15 protein-coding genes are annotated in these 17,374 nt (G+C 61.6%); 8 read left to right on the plus strand and 7 right to left on the minus strand.

Features of this window, described 5'->3' with window-relative positions:
- Nucleotides 1-49: 49 nt before the first annotated feature.
- Nucleotides 50-805: a DUF2076 domain-containing protein gene (locus PG5_RS18880; RefSeq protein ID WP_020798721.1), complete on the minus strand. Its 756-nt coding sequence runs from the start codon at nt 803-805 to the stop codon at nt 50-52.
- A gap of 178 nt (nt 806-983) precedes the next feature.
- Here PG5_RS18880 and PG5_RS18885 point away from each other — a divergent pair, with 178 nt between their 5' ends.
- Both PG5_RS18885 and PG5_RS18890 read left to right on the plus strand, forming a co-directional pair.
- Nucleotides 984-1,658 (plus strand): YciC family protein, encoded by a 675-nt coding sequence (locus PG5_RS18885; protein ID WP_020798722.1) that lies wholly within the window; start codon nt 984-986, stop codon nt 1,656-1,658.
- Nucleotides 1,659-1,724: 66 nt separating this feature from the next.
- Nucleotides 1,725-2,804, plus strand: coding sequence for an endonuclease/exonuclease/phosphatase family protein (locus PG5_RS18890; RefSeq protein WP_020798723.1), 1,080 nt, complete (start codon nt 1,725-1,727; stop codon nt 2,802-2,804).
- Nucleotides 2,805-2,813: 9 nt separating this feature from the next.
- On the opposite strand, the gene hrpB is transcribed toward PG5_RS18890, so the two are convergent.
- The gene (hrpB, locus tag PG5_RS18895) at nt 2,814-5,333 is read right to left on the minus strand and encodes an ATP-dependent helicase HrpB (RefSeq protein WP_020798724.1); all 2,520 of its coding nucleotides are present in this window, start codon (nt 5,331-5,333) and stop codon (nt 2,814-2,816) included.
- 109 nt (nt 5,334-5,442) lie between these two features.
- Between hrpB and PG5_RS18900 the strand changes: the two genes are divergently transcribed.
- Together PG5_RS18900 and PG5_RS18905 are read left to right on the plus strand one after the other, a co-directional pair.
- On the plus strand, nt 5,443-5,862 hold the full coding sequence (locus PG5_RS18900) for a hypothetical protein (protein ID WP_020798725.1): 420 nt from the start codon (nt 5,443-5,445) through the stop codon (nt 5,860-5,862).
- A 29-nt stretch (nt 5,863-5,891) separates the two neighbouring features.
- Nucleotides 5,892-6,797 carry a cation diffusion facilitator family transporter gene (locus PG5_RS18905; RefSeq protein WP_020798726.1) on the plus strand — a complete coding sequence of 302 codons (906 nt, stop codon included), beginning with the start codon at nt 5,892-5,894 and terminating at the stop codon, nt 6,795-6,797.
- Here PG5_RS18905 and PG5_RS18910 read toward each other — a convergent pair.
- Nucleotides 6,779-7,768 (minus strand): DUF6515 family protein, encoded by a 990-nt coding sequence (locus PG5_RS18910; RefSeq protein WP_020798727.1) that lies wholly within the window; start codon nt 7,766-7,768, stop codon nt 6,779-6,781. The two genes, PG5_RS18905 and PG5_RS18910, sit on opposite strands and share 19 nt — an antisense overlap.
- A gap of 435 nt (nt 7,769-8,203) precedes the next feature.
- Between PG5_RS18910 and PG5_RS18915 the strand changes: the two genes are divergently transcribed.
- A complete protein-coding gene (locus PG5_RS18915; protein WP_007894448.1) occupies nt 8,204-8,683 on the plus strand; it encodes an Lrp/AsnC family transcriptional regulator in 480 nt (159 codons plus the stop codon).
- A 208-nt stretch (nt 8,684-8,891) separates the two neighbouring features.
- Nucleotides 8,892-9,101 carry a DUF2788 domain-containing protein gene (locus tag PG5_RS18920; RefSeq protein ID WP_007937369.1) on the plus strand — a complete coding sequence of 70 codons (210 nt, stop codon included), beginning with the start codon at nt 8,892-8,894 and terminating at the stop codon, nt 9,099-9,101.
- Here PG5_RS18920 and PG5_RS18925 read toward each other — a convergent pair.
- The 4 genes from PG5_RS18925 to PG5_RS18940 all read right to left on the minus strand — a co-directional run bounded on the left by PG5_RS18925 (nt 9,096) and on the right by PG5_RS18940 (nt 15,565).
- Nucleotides 9,096-9,731 carry a pseudouridine synthase gene (locus PG5_RS18925; protein WP_020798729.1) on the minus strand — a complete coding sequence of 212 codons (636 nt, stop codon included), beginning with the start codon at nt 9,729-9,731 and terminating at the stop codon, nt 9,096-9,098. The genes PG5_RS18920 and PG5_RS18925 overlap by 6 nt on opposite strands.
- A 69-nt stretch (nt 9,732-9,800) precedes the next feature.
- Entirely contained in the window at nt 9,801-11,300 is a 1,500-nt protein-coding gene (gene amn, locus PG5_RS18930; protein WP_020798730.1) for an AMP nucleosidase, read from the minus strand.
- A 156-nt stretch (nt 11,301-11,456) separates the two neighbouring features.
- Complete coding sequence (locus PG5_RS18935; protein WP_020798731.1) at nt 11,457-13,106, minus strand: acyl-CoA dehydrogenase family protein; 1,650 nt, start codon at nt 13,104-13,106, stop codon at nt 11,457-11,459.
- A gap of 74 nt (nt 13,107-13,180) precedes the next feature.
- Nucleotides 13,181-15,565, minus strand: a complete 2,385-nt coding sequence (locus PG5_RS18940; protein ID WP_020798732.1) for a hybrid sensor histidine kinase/response regulator — start codon at nt 15,563-15,565, stop codon at nt 13,181-13,183.
- Between the two features lie 352 nt (nt 15,566-15,917).
- Between PG5_RS18940 and PG5_RS18945 the strand changes: the two genes are divergently transcribed.
- Nucleotides 15,918-16,715, plus strand: coding sequence for a hydroxymethylpyrimidine/phosphomethylpyrimidine kinase (locus PG5_RS18945; protein ID WP_042955499.1), 798 nt, complete (start codon nt 15,918-15,920; stop codon nt 16,713-16,715).
- A 30-nt stretch (nt 16,716-16,745) separates the two neighbouring features.
- Complete coding sequence (thiE, locus tag PG5_RS18950; protein ID WP_020798735.1) at nt 16,746-17,369, plus strand: thiamine phosphate synthase; 624 nt, start codon at nt 16,746-16,748, stop codon at nt 17,367-17,369.
- Nucleotides 17,370-17,374 lie beyond the last annotated feature (5 nt).

The following is a 17,374-nucleotide window of genomic DNA, read 5'->3' on the forward strand; positions in this document are numbered from 1 at the left end:
TCGCGAATAATCGGCCCGAAGCGCCGCAGCGCCCCGGACGAATGGTGAATCAGACGAAGGAGTCGTCGTCGCCGCCAAAGAACGATGAGCTGTCATCGTTGTAGTCAGCATCGGCAAAACCGCCCTGGTCGTTGGCATAGGGCTCATTGCCAGCCATGCGCTGGTCATCGCCCCAGCCATTGTTGCCCTGGTCGTTGACCTGGGCCGGTTCTTCCTTGATGACTTCGACGACTTCCTGCGGTGCCTGGTTGTGGTGGAACAGACTGCTGATGCCTTGTGCCAGCATCACGCCACCCGCCACACCGGCCGCGGTCTTCAGCGCCCCACCGAGAAAGCCGCTACTCGCTGCGGGGGCCTGTTGCTGGGGTGCATAGCCCTGCTGTGGAGAAGCACCGAAGCTCTGTTGCGGCGGCGTGTTGAACGAAGGCCGCGCCGGCTCGCGCCAGCCACCACCGCCAGACACCGGCGCACTTTGCGTTGGCGCAGGCTGCGAACTACCACCAAAAATGCTCGACAAAAAGCCGCCGCTCGACGCAGGGGCCGGCGTTTGCGCCTTGGCTTGCTGCAGTTCGGCCTGCAATTTCTGGATTTGCGCAGTCAGCTGCTGGTTCTGCCCGTCGAGGCTCTTGATCGCCGCCTCCTGCACCAGAATCGCTTGGGTCATGAAATAACCGGCCGCCGGTTGGCGCACCAGGTGTTCCTTGATCCGCGCCTCGGCTTGGGCGTCGCGCGGGGCTGAGTCCGTCTCGGCCTGTTGCAGCCGGGAAAACAGTCCATCGATCAGGGTTTGTTCTTCGCTGTTCATGGCGACCTCGTAGATTGCCGGGAAAATCGTTGCCTTTGCCCATAGAGGATAAGGCGCTCGACCTTAATGGAGGCTGAAACAAGTTGTTTCAATGAGCTTTACCGAACGTTTACGTTTGCGCCCTCCCGCGCATCATCGGTTAAAGTGGGCCACTGCTTTCAACCAGCGATACCAACCGATGAATCCGTTCGATGTACTGCGTGACTCCTTGTATTTCTTCAAACGCAATCTGGGCCAGATCGTGCAGCTGTGCCTGCCACTGGTGATCATCGAGGCCCTGTTGCAACAAGTGGTTGACCATTCCACCGAGCCGGACAGTTTCCCCGGTATCAGTGTGATCGTCGGCTTGCTGGTCTATCCGTTGTACACCGCCGCCCTGATCCTGTTCCTCGATGCCCGCAGCCGAGGCGAATCGCCCAGTAACCGCGAGCTGCTGTCGAGGTCCGCCTATCTGTGGCCGCGTTTCGCCTTGCTGACCGCCCTGAACACATTGCTGATCCTGCTGGGCTTGTCGCTGTACTTCCTGCCGGGCATCTGGCTGATGGTGACCCTGGCTTTCGGCGAGTACCTGCTGGTGCTGCGTGGCTTGGCGCCATTGCAGGCCATGAAGGAAAGCCTGCGCCTGACCCGTGGCCACTTCATGCGCATCCTGGTGTGCATCCTGTGTGTAATGGGGCCGTTGTGGTTGCTCAAGGGTGCAACGTTGGCGGCGTACCCTGAGCCGCAAAACCCGGCTATCTCAATGCTGATCGACAGTGCCCACAGTTTCTTGCAACTGTTCACCAGCGTGGTGCTGTTCCGCCTGTTCATGCTGATCAGCGAAGTACCGGAAAAAATCGATGGACCACGTTGACCGTGGGCGACCGCTCGTCAGTCGGGTATGCTCGGAGGCAACTTCCGTAACGCGATAAGCCGAGCCATGCCCCGACTACTGCGCTACACCTTGCTGGGACTGTTGATCGTCATCGGCGTAGTCTGCGTAATGACGTACAGCCTGACCTGGCGCCCCGAAGCCAGGGAAATAGCGCCGGTCGCGTGCAGTACTCAAGCGCCAGGGCTGGCACCCGGCCAGGCACTGAAGGTCATGACCTGGAACGTCCAGTACCTGGCGGGCAAGCGCTATGTCTTCTGGAATGACCTGGCCGCCGGCAACGACGATTCCCCAACACCGGAAGACATGGCCTTCAGCCTCGACGAAGTGGCGCGAGTGATCCGCGACGAGCAGCCGGATGTCGTGCTGCTGCAGGAACTCGATGACGGCGCCAAGGCCAGCGATTACCAGAACCAGCTCAAACTGCTGCAGGAGCGGCTCGCCGACCTGTATCCGTGCAGCGCCCATGCCTTCGACTGGAAGGCTGACTTCGTGCCCAACCCGCACATTTTCGGCAGCGTCGGCCGGCAACTGGCGACCCTGAGTCGCTATCGGATCGAGCACGCCGAACGCCTGCAATTGCCCATCGCATCGGCCAACCCGATCAGTCGCCAGTTCCAGCCGAAAAACGCCTTGCTGGTGACGTACCTGCCATTGAGCGACGGCGGCCAGCTCGCCGTCCTCAATACCCATCTGGAGCGAGCGACCCAACCTGACGAGACGCTGCAGGCACAGATCGCGGCCGTGGCCAAGGTTCTCGATAAGTTCGAAAGCCGCGGCACGCCCTGGCTGATCGGTGGCGACTTCAACCTGCTGCCGCTGGGGCAATACCAGCGCCTGCCCAGCGAACAGCGCACCCCCTACTCCGCCGACAGCGCCCTGCATCTGTTGTGGGACAAGTACCCGATGATTCCCACCAACAACGAATCCAGTGGCATCGACCGCGCGCGCTGGCTGACCCATTACCCCAACGATACCGGCTTGAACGGCCCGGACCGGACCGTCGACTATCTGTTCTACAGCCCGCGAATCAAACGGGTCGAGGCGACGGTGCGGCAAGACGATACCCTGCGCATCTCCGATCATCTGCCGGTGATTGCACGGTTCCTGCTGCCCGCCGCGCCGTAGATCGCGGCGTCATGGCTTGCGCGGCTTGATCCGTGCCGTGGCTTCGGCCACCAGCGGGTCGTCCGGCCAGTAATGTTTCGGGTAGCGTCCCTTGAGGTCTTTTTTCACCTCGGCGTAAGTGCTGCGCCAGAAGTTCGCCAGGTCCTGGGTCACCTGCACGGGCCTTCGCGCCGGGGACAGCAAATGCAACTTGACCACCTGCCGGCCACCGGCGATGCGTGGGGTTTCAGCCAGGCCGAACAGCTCCTGCAAGCGCACGGCCAGAATCGGCGGCTGCTCGCTGTAATCCAGGCGAATCGATGAACCCGATGGCACGCTCAAGTGGTGGGGCGCCAACTCGTCCAAGCGTTGCGGCAGCGGCCATGGCAACAGGTTGTGAACGATGCTCGAGAGGTCGAGATTGGCGAAATGACTGAGGCGCGAGACTTTGCCCAGATACGGCATCAGCCAATGCTCAAGGGTGTTCAGCAGCGCAGCATCGCTGACATCTGGCCAATCGCTTTCGCCCTTTCCACCCAGGTCCAGCTGGCGCAATAACGCCACCCGTGCCTGCCACTGGCGCAACTCCGGAGTCCACGGCAGCAGCTCCAGGCCTTTGCGTCGCACCAGGTTGACCAGCGCCTGGCTGCGGGCGGCTTCATCGAGACCGGTTAGCGGTTCGCGGCTGAGGATGAGCTCGCCCACCTTGCGTTGGCGCTCGGCCCGCAGCACACCTTCGCGCTCATCCCAATCCAGCTGATCGACGCATCGCACCTGTTCGGCCAGTACCGAGTCGAACAACGCCGGATCGAAATCCGCCGCCAGATAAATCCGCTCCTCACGCTGGCCCTGACGGCTGCCGAGATCGGCGATCACCAGCCACGGCTGCTTCATCAGGCTGTCGGCCTCGGCGAACAGCGCGGCGCGACCATTGGCCAGGCGATACTCGGCGCCGCCGGCACGGCGCTGTTGGGCGACGCGGTCGGGATAGGCCAAGGCCAGCAGCGCACCGAGCCAGCGTGGATGATCGGGATCGCTGACCGGCTCCGACGCCTTGGCGCGCAGATAGCCGCGATATTGCCGTGCCAGTTGCCGGGCCCGTTGTACGCCGCCCTGGGCACCACGAGCGCCGCGCGCTTCGCCGGACAACAGCGCCAATCGGCTGTGCAAGTCGGCACCGGCGCCACGCAGGATATCGCGCTCGCCGAGCAAGGCCGCGACATCGCAAGCCATCTCCGCCAAGCCGAGCGCCTGTCCACGTAACAACAGGTGCGCGATACGAGGATGCGCCGGCAGCTCGGCCATGGCCTGACCGTGGCGGGTCAGTGCTTCACCCTCCAGCGCGCCCAGACGAACCAGCAAGTCCTGAGCTTGTGCATAAGCGGCTGCCGGAGGTACATCAAGCCAAACCAGCTGGCCCGGTGCTACGCCCCAACGCCCCAGCTGCAGCGCCAACCCGGCGAGATCCGCCGAAAGAATTTCCGCACTGCCATAAGCCGCCAATTGTTCGTGCTGATCCTGCGACCACAAGCGATAGCACACACCCGGTTCCAGTCGCCCTGCCCGGCCCGCACGCTGGGTAGCACTGGCTTTGGAAATCCGTTGTGTATCGAGACGGGTCATGCCGCTGCCGGGATCGAAGCGCGGCACCCGCGCCAACCCGGCGTCGATCACCACCCGCACGCCATTGATGGTCAGGCTGGTCTCGGCGATGTTGGTGGCCAGCACCACTTTGCGTTGACCCGGCGGCGCCGGATCAATCGCCGCCCGTTGCGCGGCGAGGTCCAGTTCACCGTGTAATGGGCAGAGCAGGATTTGCGTGTTATCGCCCAGCGCATCGGCCAGTTGTTGATGCACGCGACGGATCTCGGCCTGCCCCGGCAGGAACACCAGCACGCTGCCGGTTTCGTCGCTCAAGGCTTCGAGAATGGTCTGAACCAGCCGTGGCTCGATGAATTCGCCTGCCTGGAATGGCCGGCCCCAGCGCATTGCCACCGGGTACATGCGCCCTTCGCTGCGCAGGATCGGCGCGTCGTCGAGCAATCCGGCCAGCCGTTCGCCTTCCAGGGTGGCCGACATCAAGAGGATTTTCAGCGGCTGATCGTCACGGAACAGTTCCCGGCCATTGAGGCTCAAGGCCAGCGCCAGGTCGGCGTCGAGACTGCGTTCGTGGAACTCGTCGAAGATCAACAGGCCCACGCCCTCGAGCGCCGGATCGTCCTGCAAACGCCGGGTAAGGATGCCCTCGGTAACCACTTCGATTCGGGTGTTGGGGCCGACCTTGCTGTCGAGCCGAATGCGATAACCCACGGTTTCGCCGACCTTCTCGCCCAGCTCACTGGCCAGGCGCTCCGCTGCCGCCCGCGCGGCCAGGCGGCGCGGTTCGAGCATCAGGATCGTCTGCCCGGCCAGCCACGGCTCATCCAGCAAGGCCAAGGGCACACGGGTGGTCTTACCGGCACCGGGCGGTGCTTCGAGCACGGCTTCGTGGCGTGCAGCGAGGGCTTCACGCAGAGCGGGTAAAACTTCATCAATCGGCAAAGAAATCATGCTGGCTCCCAAACAGAGCGGCGAGTATAACGGCGAACTGCGGGGCGTTCGTCAGGGTCTTAATTTCTACCGACTACGCTTCGTTTTGAAATTACCCAGGAGATTTCACATGCGTGTTCCCTTTCGCCTGATTGGCGGTGTATTGATCGCGACCCTGCTAACGCAGATCACCGCATGCGGTTCGATTTTCTACCCTGATCGCCGTGGCCAGATCGACGGCAAGATCGACCCGGCCATTGCCGTGCTCGATGCCGTGGGCCTGCTGTTCTATATCATCCCCGGCCTGATCGCGTTCGCCGTGGATTTCGCCACCGGCGCGATTTACTACGCACCGGGCGAAACCGCACAGGTGGCGCCGGAAAAACTCAAGGAAGCCATCGGTGCCGACGGCAAGGTCGATAACCTCAAGTTGCAGACCATCCTGGAGCGTGAAACGGGCCGCAGCTTGCCGCTGGACGATCCACGCCTGATCCAGCACAAGGGCAGCGCCCAGCAACTGGCCATGTTCGGCCTGCAACCCGCCGCGTAATCGGGGCACGATAAGGAAAATCCGCACCCATGATCTCAAGCGTCGAACACGCCCGCCTGCTGCGGCTGGCAACCCGTGCCTCGGTGGCGGTGGCTTGCACGCTGATCGTCGCCAAAGCCATCGCCTGGTGGCTGAGCGGCTCGGTGAGCATGCTCGCCGGGTTGACCGACTCGGCGCTTGACGGCGTGACTTCGCTGCTCAACCTGCTGGCCGTGCACTACGCCTTGCGCCCGGCCGACGACGACCATCGCTACGGGCATGGCAAGGCCGAGTCATTGGCCGGCATGGCCCAGGCGCTGTTTATCGGCGGCAGTGCGGTGTTGATTGCGCTACAGGCATGGGATCGGCTCAAGCATCCGGAACCGGTGGGTGCACCGTGGATCAGCATCGGGGTGATCGTGTTCTCGCTGGGCCTGACCCTGGCGCTGCTGATGGTGCAGCATCGCGTGGTCAAGGCCACCGGCTCCAACGCGGTGCGCGCCGACTCCCTGCATTACCGTTCGGACCTGCTGCTCAATGGCAGCATCCTGGTGGCGCTGGTGCTGGCCGGGTTTGGCTGGCATCAGGTCGACCCGTGGTTCGGCCTGGGCATTGCCGCCTACATCTTCTGGAGCGCGGTGACGATCGCTCGGGAAAGCTTTGCGGTCTTGATGGATGAGGAGCTGCCGCCGGATGTCAGCCAGCACATGCTGGAGCTGGCCTGCGGAGTACCGGGGGTACTGGGCGCCCATGATTTGCGCACGCGGATTTCCGGCAACCAGTGGTTTGTGCAGCTGCACTTGGAGTTGCCGGGGGAACTGACCCTGTCAGTCGCCCATGGCATCAGCGACCAGGCCGCCGACGCCATTCACGCCGCCTACCCGCGGGCCGAAGTGCTGGTGCACGCCGATCCGCAGGAAGTCGTCAAGGCCGGTGCTCAGAACGTCACCCGATAACCGCGACCATCCAGGCAACCACCCTGGGCCTGGCGGTAGGCCTGCACCACCGCCGGGTCCGGTTGCCAGGTGTCGACCCTCGGATCAAAACCACTCTGCTCGACCGCCCAGCGATAGCAATCGTATCCATCCTGGTTGATCTGCTCCGGTGACTGGCCGTTGGCCGGATAAGCCTCCACGTCGTAACCATTGCCGGTGGCCAACGGCTGGCCAGGCGGCTCGACCACCCTGTAGTCCTGAGTGTTTTCCTGATAGGCGTAGTAGGCGCCGGCTACCAGGAACAGCAATGAGCCATCGATCCAGACCTCACGGGCATAATCAGGCAGGTACTGGACGCGAATCCCGCGCGGCGGCTGAACCACCACATAGCGCGGGCCTTGCGGGCGATACCAGTAGCCGCCGGAGTAGTAGTAATCCCGGCCCCCATAGGGCACACGGTAGTCGCGATCCGGGAAGCGGTCGATCACGTGCCCCGGACGATACTGCGGGCCGGGGCCCCAACCGTTGCCGTGGCCACTGGGACGGCCCTGCCACTGGTTGCTGTCGTTGGAAGGTGCGCCGATATAGCCATTCCAGTGCGGGTTGGGATCGTTGCGCCGCGGCTCGTCCTGATAGTAACCACGCCGAGGCTGTTGGGTCTGTTGCACGGTGTCGGGTCGTGGCTGGATGGGCAGGTCATTGGCCGGCAGTTGCGGCGGTGGTGGCGGCGAACGCACCCGGCTGTTGTAGTCCGGCGCTGGACGGGTCTGCCATTGGCCGTTGTCTTGATTTTGGTTCTGGCCGTTGTGCTGATTCGGTTGCTGGCCATTTTGCGGACGCGGCGGGTTGTTGCCAGCATGGCCCTGATGGCCACCGCCCTCGTGTTGTCCGCCATCCGGACCGCGGTTTTGCGGCTGGTCGGCCAGCGATTGCGCGGTGACACTGACACACAACAGCCCAACACCGGCCAACCGCCAGATGCGCAATCTCATGCTTTTCCTCTATACGGGTCAGGGCCTGTAGGTAAGACTGGAAATGCACAGGCCGGTTCTGCAACAGGTTATCAGTCGCGGAACTTATTTATTGAGGGCGGGTGCCAAATGACAGGCAAGAAAAAGGGGAGACCCGTCGGCCTCCCCTTGAGAACTTCGTCCGTGCTCGACGCTTTTGACGTCGGCTCACCTCACGCCGTCTTCTGGACAGTGTGCAGCTCGGGGGCCAGCACATCCCCTGTGGGGGTGGCGACCGCGGCGGGCCTGATTCGGCGGGCCGCATTGGACTGTTTGTCCGAGCAGTGATTCTGGTGATAAGAATAGGCCCGGAGCACCGGCAGAGGATTGCGAATATTGCTCAAATAAACATCACTTGCGCAATTTTTAACCCTGGATAGATAATCTGTCGCAATAGTTATGACAAGGGACCGTTCGATGAGCAAACTTGACCGATATGACCTGAGCATTTTGGCTGAATTGCAGCGCGATGCGCGCATCTCCAATCAGGAGTTGGCCGAACGCATTGGCCTGTCGCCCTCCCCCTGCTCGCGGCGGGTCAAGCAACTGGAAGACGACGGCTACATTACCCGCCAGGTCGCCCTGCTCGACCGTAAGATGCTTGGCCTGAGCCTGACGGCGTATGTGCTCATCGGCATGGATCGGCACACGCCGGAACGATTCGAAAACTTCGAGGCCGCCATTCGCACCTTGCCGCAGGTGCTGGAGTGCAGCCTGGTGACCGGGATGGATGCCGATTATCAACTCAAGGTCGTGGTGCCGGACATGGACCATTACCAGAAATTGCTGCTGGGGCATTTGACGCGGATTGAAGGGGTGACCAGTGTGCGCTCGAGTTTTGTGCTCAATCAGGTTTTAAACAGCACTGAGTTACCGCTCACTCATCTGCGCAGCTGAACTGCTTCTGTAGGAGCTGCCGAAGGCTGCGATCTTTTGATCTTGTTTATTAAAAGCAAAATCAAAAGATCGCAGCCTTCGGCAGCTCCTACGAGAGCAGGTCGGGCGACGAATAGCTGCGACACGCTGCCGCAGGTCAACTCATTGCCAACATCCATTGGCGTATACTCGCCGCGCCCTTTTAGCCTCGCCCGCGCGGAGATGTTCAATGGATCCTGCAGTTTTCGAAGAGTGGATGATGACCGGCCTGGTCAGCATCCTGATCATTTTCATGGGTTTCATCGTCTGGGATCTGGCGAAGAAGTCCAAGGCCGGACGGTTTGGCTCGTTTATTCTGTTTTTCGTGCTGGGCCTTGGCGTTGCTGCATTTGTGATCAAGAGCGTGGTCATTGGCCTGATCGAATCCGGCACTTTATAAGCGCGCTGGCACTTCCTTCCACTGGCCCTGATCGAGCCCTTCGATCGTCCAGTCGCCGATCCTGACACGCACCAACCGCAACGTCGGCAACCCGACCGCCGCCGTCATCCGCCGCACCTGCCGATTGCGACCCTCGCGAATCACCAGTTCCAGCCAACTGGTCGGCACACTTTTACGAAAGCGTACCGGCGGGTTACGCGGCCACAACGGCGGCTCATCCAGTTGCCGCGCCTGCGCAGGCAAGGTCATGCCATCGTTCAATTCGACACCGTCACGCAAGCGCTGCAACTGTTCGGCACTCGGCTCGCCTTCAACCTGCACCCAGTAGGTCTTGGCCAGTTTGTGTTTCGGGTCGGCGATGCGTGCCTGGAGCTGGCCGTCGTTGGTCAGCAGCAGTAGACCTTCGCTGTCGCGGTCCAGCCGTCCTGCGGGGTAGATCCCCGGGACATCGATGTAGTCCTTGAGGGTCGCGCGCCCTTCTGCGTCACTGAATTGCGTCAGCACATCGAAGGGTTTGTTGAACAGGATCAGCCTGGGCGCAGCGGGAGGCGCCTTGGCGACACGGCGCGGGGCTGCTGGGGATGGCTTTGCGCCAGGGCGGCGGGAAACAGGACGTTGCACACGGGACATGGTGAAGGAACATCTAACGGTCAGGGCTGCTAATGCTAGTAGCCCGACCGTTAAATGACCATCGCCAAATCAGCGGAACGGCGGCTCGTCGAAGCTGCGCAGTTTGCGCGAGTGCAACGAGTTGAGCTCTGTGCGCAACAAGTCCACGGCTTCGATACCGATTTTCAGGTGCTGGCTGACCGCGCGCTCATAAAAGGCGTTGGCTGAGCCAGGCAACTTGATTTCGCTGTGCAGGGGCTTGTCCGACACACAAAGCAACGTGCCGTAAGGCACCCGCAAGCGATAACCCTGGGCCGCGATCGTACCGCTTTCCATGTCCACTGCCACGGCGCGGGACAAGTTGATCAACGGCCGCTCCTGAGCCCAGCGCAGCTCCCAGTTACGGTCGTCGTAAGTCAGTACGGTGCCGGTACGCAGGCGCTTTTTCAGCTCGTCGCCCTTCTCGCCGGTGATGTTGGCCGCCGCCTGTTGCAGTGCGAGCTGCACTTCGGCCAAGGCCGGAATCGGAATATTTGGCGGCACGACCCGGTCGAGAATGCCGTCACGGCGCATATAGGCGTGGGCCAGCACGTAGTCGCCAATGGTCTGGGACTGACGCAACCCGCCGCAGTGGCCGATCATCAGCCAGCAATGCGGACGCAGTACCGCCAGGTGGTCGGTGATGTTCTTGGCGTTGGACGGGCCGACGCCGATATTGACCAGGGTCACGCCGTGGCCATCAGTAGCAATCAGGTGGTAGGCCGGCATCTGGTAGCGATGCCAGACCACACCTGCGGCAATCGCCGAGGCTTCACCGTGATCCATGCTCTTTTCGATGATCACATTACCCGGCAGCACCATGCGCACGAAGCGCGGATCTTTGCGCAGTTGCTCCAGGCCATGGACGATGAACTGGTCGACGTAACGGTGATAGTTGGTCAGCAGGATCCATGGCTGCACATGCCGCCAGTCGCTACCGGTGTAATGCACCAGGCGGCGCAGGGAAAAATCCACTCGGGCGGCATCGAACAGCGCCAAGGGCAGCGGATCGGTGTTTTCCCAATCGTACAAGCCGTCGGCAATACCGTCGGTCGCCGCCGACAGGTCGGTGCTCGGGAACACCCGCGCCAGCACGGCGGCGGTGACACCGGAGCCGGCCAACTCATCGCCCTGCTCGACCACGTATGGATAAGGAATGTTCTGCTGGCTGACACCGACCTCCACGGTCACGGTGAAGTCGTGCATCAACGGCACGAGTTGCTCCAGCAGGTATTTACGGAAGGCAGCGGGATGGGTGACGGTGACGCTGTAGGTGCCTGGCAACTGGACCTTGGCGTAGGCCCGCGTGGTCTGCGGGACTTCGCCCTGGCAGTGGTAGGTCAGACGCAGTTCGGGATAACGAAACATTGCCCGCTGTTCGGCGTCCGGCTCGACACGATCCTTGAGATAACGCTTGAGCGCCTGGCTCAGAGCGGTGGTTGCACGATTGTGCAAGAGCGCAAGCCGGTCTACAGCTTGCTCGGCGGTTTGAACGACAATAAAAGCTTCGGTCACGATCAGCATCCTGTGTTCTGACTTGCAGGCCTTCATCTTGCCTGTATCGTCGCTTCACGGGAACAGTGGCGACACAAATGCAGGGAGCGCCGCAGATCCCCTGTGGGAGCGAGCCTGCTCGCGAAGGCGATGGCACATCCAATATCGATGTGGCTGACAGATCGCTTTCGCGAGCAGGCTCGCTCCCACAGTTCAGAAACCTTGCGGAGTCGAACGAGCAACAATCGCTTCCACATTCAACCCACGCGGCAACCCGCCATAAACCCGCCCACCGCCATTCAGGCGACTGGCGATAAACCCATCACTCACCGCCACATTCCCCGCCTCCAGCAACAGCTTCGCCTGTAACCCAAGGGCGATGCCTTCGGTCAACTGCCGGGCACGGTATTGAATATCGTCGGTATCCTTGAAGGCCGACTGCAATTGGGCGATGTGCGCGGCCAGGCGTTTATCGCCATGACCATCACCCAATTCGCTGAACAATGCATCGAGCACGCCCGGTTCCTTGGACAAGGCGCGCAGCACATCAAGGCATTGCACGTTGCCGGAGCCCTCCCAGGTCGAGTTCACCGGAGCCTCGCGATACAGGCGCGGCAAGATGCTGTCTTCCACGTACCCCGCCCCGCCCATGCATTCAGCGGCTTCATTGATCATGGCCGGCGCGCGCTTGCAGATCCAGTACTTGCCCACCGCTGTCACCAGCCGGGCGAACTTGGCTTCCTGTGAGTCGTCCAGATGATCGAGCGCCCGACCCATGCGCAGGCTCAAGGCCAGGGCGGCTTCGCTTTCCAACGCCAGGTCCGCCAGCACGTTCTGCATCAGGGGCTGTTCGCTGAGCAACTTGCCGCCAACCTTGCGGTGGGCGCAGTGGTGGCTGGCCTGGGTCAGCGCCTGGCGCATCAACGAACTTGAGCCGACCATGCAATCGAAACGGGTCATGGCGACCATCTCGATGATCGTCGGCACGCCGCGCCCTTCCTCACCGACCATCCACGCCAAGGCCCCGCGAAACTCCACTTCGCTGGAGGCGTTGGAACAGTTGCCGAGTTTGTTTTTCAGGCGCTGGATGTAGAACTGATTGCGCGTGTCATCCGGACGATGCCGCGGCAGCAGGAAACAGGTCAGCCCCTTGTCCGTCTGCGCCAGGGTCAGGAAGGCATCGCACATGGGCGCCGAACAGAACCACTTGTGCCCCACCAGTTCGTATGCCTGGCCAGGACCGCTGGCGCCCACCGGATAAGCCTTGGTGGTATTGGCGCGGACATCGGTGCCGCCCTGCTTCTCGGTCATGGCCATGCCGATCGTGACGCCGGCCTTGTGGGCCATGCCGACATTACGCGGGTCATACTCCGTGGACAGGATCTTCGGCAGCCATTGATCCGCCAGGTCCGGTTGCAGGCGCAGTGCCGGGACGCTGGCGAAGGTCATGGTCAACGGGCAACCGCTGCCGGCTTCGGCCTGGCTATGCAGGTAGGTCATGGCGGCGCGGGCGACATGCGCACCAGACTGCGGGTGCGCCCAGGGCAACGAGGTCAGGCCATGCTCGATCGCTGCGCGCATCAATTCATGATAGGCCGGGTGAAACTCCACCAGGTCGATACGATGTCCATAGCGATCATGACTGCTGAAAATCGGCTTGTTCTGATTGGCCAGGAAACCCGCCGCCATCAGCGGTCCGCCGGCGAGTGCGCCGTATGCATCGATCCGCGATTCGGCCCAACCGGCCCCGAAGCGCCGCGCCCACTCCTGCAGGGGCAGGTCGATGCGATACAGGTTGGCGCCATCCAGCGAGGGTGGCTGGTTGGTGACTTCGTGGGTTTCGGCGAACTGATGCAGGTTCATGACGGGGCTCCTTTGCTCAGCCAAGGGACTTCAGTTAAGCACCGCCCCTTGGCCGATCAAAGTGTCATATCTGCCTAACTGTCGGCGCTTTCGCCCTGCTCGGAACAGAGCACGCGACGATAAAGCGCGACCTGCAAGTCCTCGAATTTCACCGGCTTGCTCAAATGGTCAATCATCGCGCCGCTCTCGCAGCGCTCCAGCTCAGTCCCCAGGGCGATCATGAATATCGGCACTTGCGCGTAACCGGGCAATGCCCGGATCCGGCAGCACACGGAAACACCGTCGAGCGCTTGCAACTGACAATCGACCAGCACCGCATCGAAGGTTTCGCGCTGCAAAAAATCCAGCGCGGCCAGGCCGCTGTCGGCGGTGCGCACGCGAAACCCGAGCTTGAGCAACATGCCGCGCATCACCAACTGGTTGACGTTGTTGTCATCCACCAGCAATACGCTGCAATCCTGAGGCTGGCGCAGCCGCGGCGATTCCCGCGTCGCGATCGGTGTGGCAGGTCGCTGCGGTGTGGCAATGTCAAACTCGACATCAAGCTGGAAACGGCTGCCGCGCCCAGGCTCGGAGCGGTGCGTCAGGCGTCCGCCAAGCAATTCCACCAGTTGCCGGCAGATGGCCAGGCCGACACCCAGGCCGCCGTACTCGCGCGTCATCGAACCATCGAGCTGGAAGAAGCGCTGATACATCGTCGCCTCTCCAAGGTCAGTGAAGCCGATACCGGTGTCGATCACCGCAAAGGACAACGCCAGTCTCTCTGGGTTGACTGGTTTCCCGGTGACCCGCAACGCCAGCCCGCCGACCCGGGTAAACTTGATGGCGTTATCCAGCAGGCACTCCAGGCATTGCGCCAGCTTGGCGTTATCGCCGTCCAAGCGATCCGGCACATCCGGTGCCACGTCGACCTTGAAGTCCAGCGACTTGCTCGCGGCATTGCCGTAGAACTGGGCACGCAATGCCTCCACCACGTTGCGCAAGCTGAAGGTGGTCGCAGAAGCCTTGAGCTTGCCCGCCTGCAGTTCGGTCAGGGTGAGAATGCCATTGACCATGCGCATCATGTCCCGCGCCGATCCGGCGGCCGTTTGCTGATATTGCTCCAGCTCAGGGTCCATCTCGACGGTTTGCATCAGCTCCAGCGATCCGATCACGCCGTTCATGGGCGTACGCAATTCGTGGGTCAGGGTGGCGAGGAATTCGTCCTTGAGCTTGTTGCTGTGTGCCAGCTGCTGGTTGAGCGCCTCAAGTTTTTGCCCGGCGTCGAGCAGGGTTTGCGCCTGCTGCTCGCGCATGGCGTTGATACGGTCGGCCAGGGCCATGGACAGCAGCGCCACTTCGATGGCCGAGCCAATCTGGCTGGAGTACATGGTCAGGAACACATTCGGCAGGTAACCGAGCACCATCAATGTATTGATGATGCCGCCTAGCAGAAACGCCGACCAGGCAATGATGAAATAGCGCGCAACCCGCAACCCGCGCAACCAGGCGAAAATCCCCGCGGCAAAAATCACCACCGTGAAGGTCAGGGCCAGGGTCGTGGCCAGGCGCAAGGCCAAGGCATAGCTGGTCATCAGGGACAACCCGACCACCAGCGCGCTGAATGCCACCAACGCCAGCAGCAATCGGTCCATCCAGCGGCTGAGGGTGGCGGTCTGCAGGAAGCTGCGGGCGAACTGGCTACCGAACAATCCGGCACAACCGATGAAAAAAGGCGTCGAAGCGTTGGCCCACCAGGGATTATCTGGCCAGAAATACTGCACGGCCGCGCCGTTCACCGACAGCTGATACAAGCCAAACGAGGCGATGTAGAAGATGTAGTAGAGATAGCTGGTATCGCGCACGCTGAGGTAAATGAACAGGTTGTAGACCAGCATGCCCAGCAATACACCGTAGATCAGCCCCAACACATAGAGGCGCACCGGTTGGTCTTCGAGATAGGCCGTACTGGACCACAACGTAACCGGCGCCTGGATCGACCCTTGGCTTTGCAGGCGCAAGTACAGGGTTTTCGCCTGGTCAGGCGTAAATTCCAAAGTGAACAGATAGTTGTTCTGGCGTATTTCACGACTGGAGAACGGCAAGGCGTCGCCAGTTTGCCTGGCCAATTGATAGTTGCCGCTCGCGTCAGGCAGATACAAGTCAAGGTGATCAAGCGGTGGGTAAGCCAACTCCAGCAGCCAGGTCCGTTGCGCAGTCGGGTTTGAAGGGCGGTAATGCAGGTCGATTTTGAGCCAGAACACCGAGCGCGAATAGCCGGCATTAAGGGTGGTCTTGTCATGCGCCTTGAAGTTGCCAGCTGCCGCCTGCGCACGAATATCCGCGACAGTCGCCTGACCACCCGCGTCTTCAAACACTTGCAGGGTTCGCCCGAGGGGAAGGCTTCGGGTGAGTTCATTGAACTCAACGGCGTTCGCCAAGAGGGGCAAACACAACACAAACATCAGCAAATAGCGCATTTATGCCCCAGCATGGCCTGTCCGGTCTTGTCAGGAAGCCCCCCATTCCTTTTGAGTAGACGTAAAACCGGTGATACCTGTTATTGGTTTGGATCCACTCTAGCATAGCCGTTGATGGCTAATGAGCACTACCGAAATTTTTCACACAAAGGCTCTAGAACGGTAGTTCCAGCGAAAATTATTGAGATAGAGCGTTTGGTTTGGTCACAAAATCAAAAGATCGCAGCCTTCGGCAGCTCCTACGGTTTTCGCGTCGAACTGAAGACCCTGTAGGAGCTGCCGAAGGCTGCGATCTTTTGACTGTCGCGCGGCGGGCTTCGAAAAAAGATGTTTGGTGGTAAGCTCGCGCACCATGAATATCTACAGCTCTCGCCCCGTTGTCCTCTGTCTCTCCGGCCACGACCCAAGTGGTGGCGCCGGCTTGCAGGCAGATATCGAAGCCTTGCTCGCTCAGGGTTGCCATGCGGCTCCGGCCGTCACCGCCCTGACCGTGCAAGACACCGTCAATGTCACTGACTTTCGCGTGCTCGACCGTGAGTGGGTGTTGGCCCAGGCCAATGCCGTGCTCAACGATTCCGAAGTCGCGGCGGTCAAGCTCGGCATGCTCGGCTCCCTGGAAATGGTCGACACCGTGGTCGAACTGCTTTCGGCGCACCCGCACTTGCCGGTGGTCTGTGACCCGGTACTGCGCGCCGGTGGCGGAGGTCGACTGGGCAAGGACGAAGTCGGCTACGCCATGCGCGAACGCCTGCTGCCGCTCTCGATCATCGCCACCCCCAACCTTCCCGAAGCCCGTATCCTCGCCGAACTGCCTGAAGGCACCGCGGATGAGTGCGCTGAAAAACTCCTGCCGTTCGTCAAACACCTGCTGATCACCGGCGGCCATGGCGACGAAACCGAAATCCACAACCGCCTGTACAGCCGCGACGGCTTGCGCGAAACCTACACCTGTCAACGTTTGCCGGGCAGCTATCACGGCTCGGGTTGCACCTTGGCCAGTGCGCTTGCCGGCCGTCTGGCCCAAGGTGAAAACCTCGCCAGCGCCGTAAAGACTGCACTTAACTACACGTGGCGCACCCTGCGCGATGCGGAGCAGTTGGGCAAAGGCCAATTCGTGCCACGCCGCCTGCCACTGGACTTCTGTTCGTAACTCTCTATTAGCTGCGGTGAGGCTTGCTTGATGAAACTACGTGGCCTGTACGCCATTACCGACAGCCAGTTGCTGGCCGGTAAATTTCTTTCGTACGTGGAGGCGGCGCTGGAAGGTGGCGTCACCCTGCTGCAATACCGCGACAAGAGCAGCGATGAGGCCCGTCGTTTGCGTGAAGCCGAAGCCTTGCGCGACCTGTGCGAACGCTACAAGACCCAGTTGATCATTAACGACGACGCCGAGCTGGCGGCCCGCCTGAACGTGGGCGTGCATCTGGGCCAGACCGATGGCCCGCTGTCGCCGACCCGCGCCCTGCTCGGCTCCAAAGCGATCATCGGCTCGACCTGCCACGCGCAGCTTGAATTGGCCGAGCAAGCCGCCAGGGAAGGCGCCAGTTATGTCGCGTTCGGCCGCTTCTTCAATTCCAACACCAAGCCCGGCGCCCCGACCTGCAGTCTCGACCTGCTCGACCAGGCCCGCAGCAAACTGCATCTGCCGATCTGCGCGATCGGCGGCATCACCCTCGACAACGCCGCCCCGCTGGTGGCCCATGGGGTCGATCTGCTCGCCGTGGTACATGGCCTGTTTGGCGCCGAGAGCACGGCTGAAGTGACCCGCCGCGCCCGCGCCTTTAACGAATTACTGAAAATCTGATTTGA

It is taken from the genome of Pseudomonas sp. G5(2012) (genome assembly GCF_000408945.1).
Taxonomy (GTDB): Bacteria; Pseudomonadota; Gammaproteobacteria; order Pseudomonadales; family Pseudomonadaceae; genus Aquipseudomonas; species Aquipseudomonas umsongensis.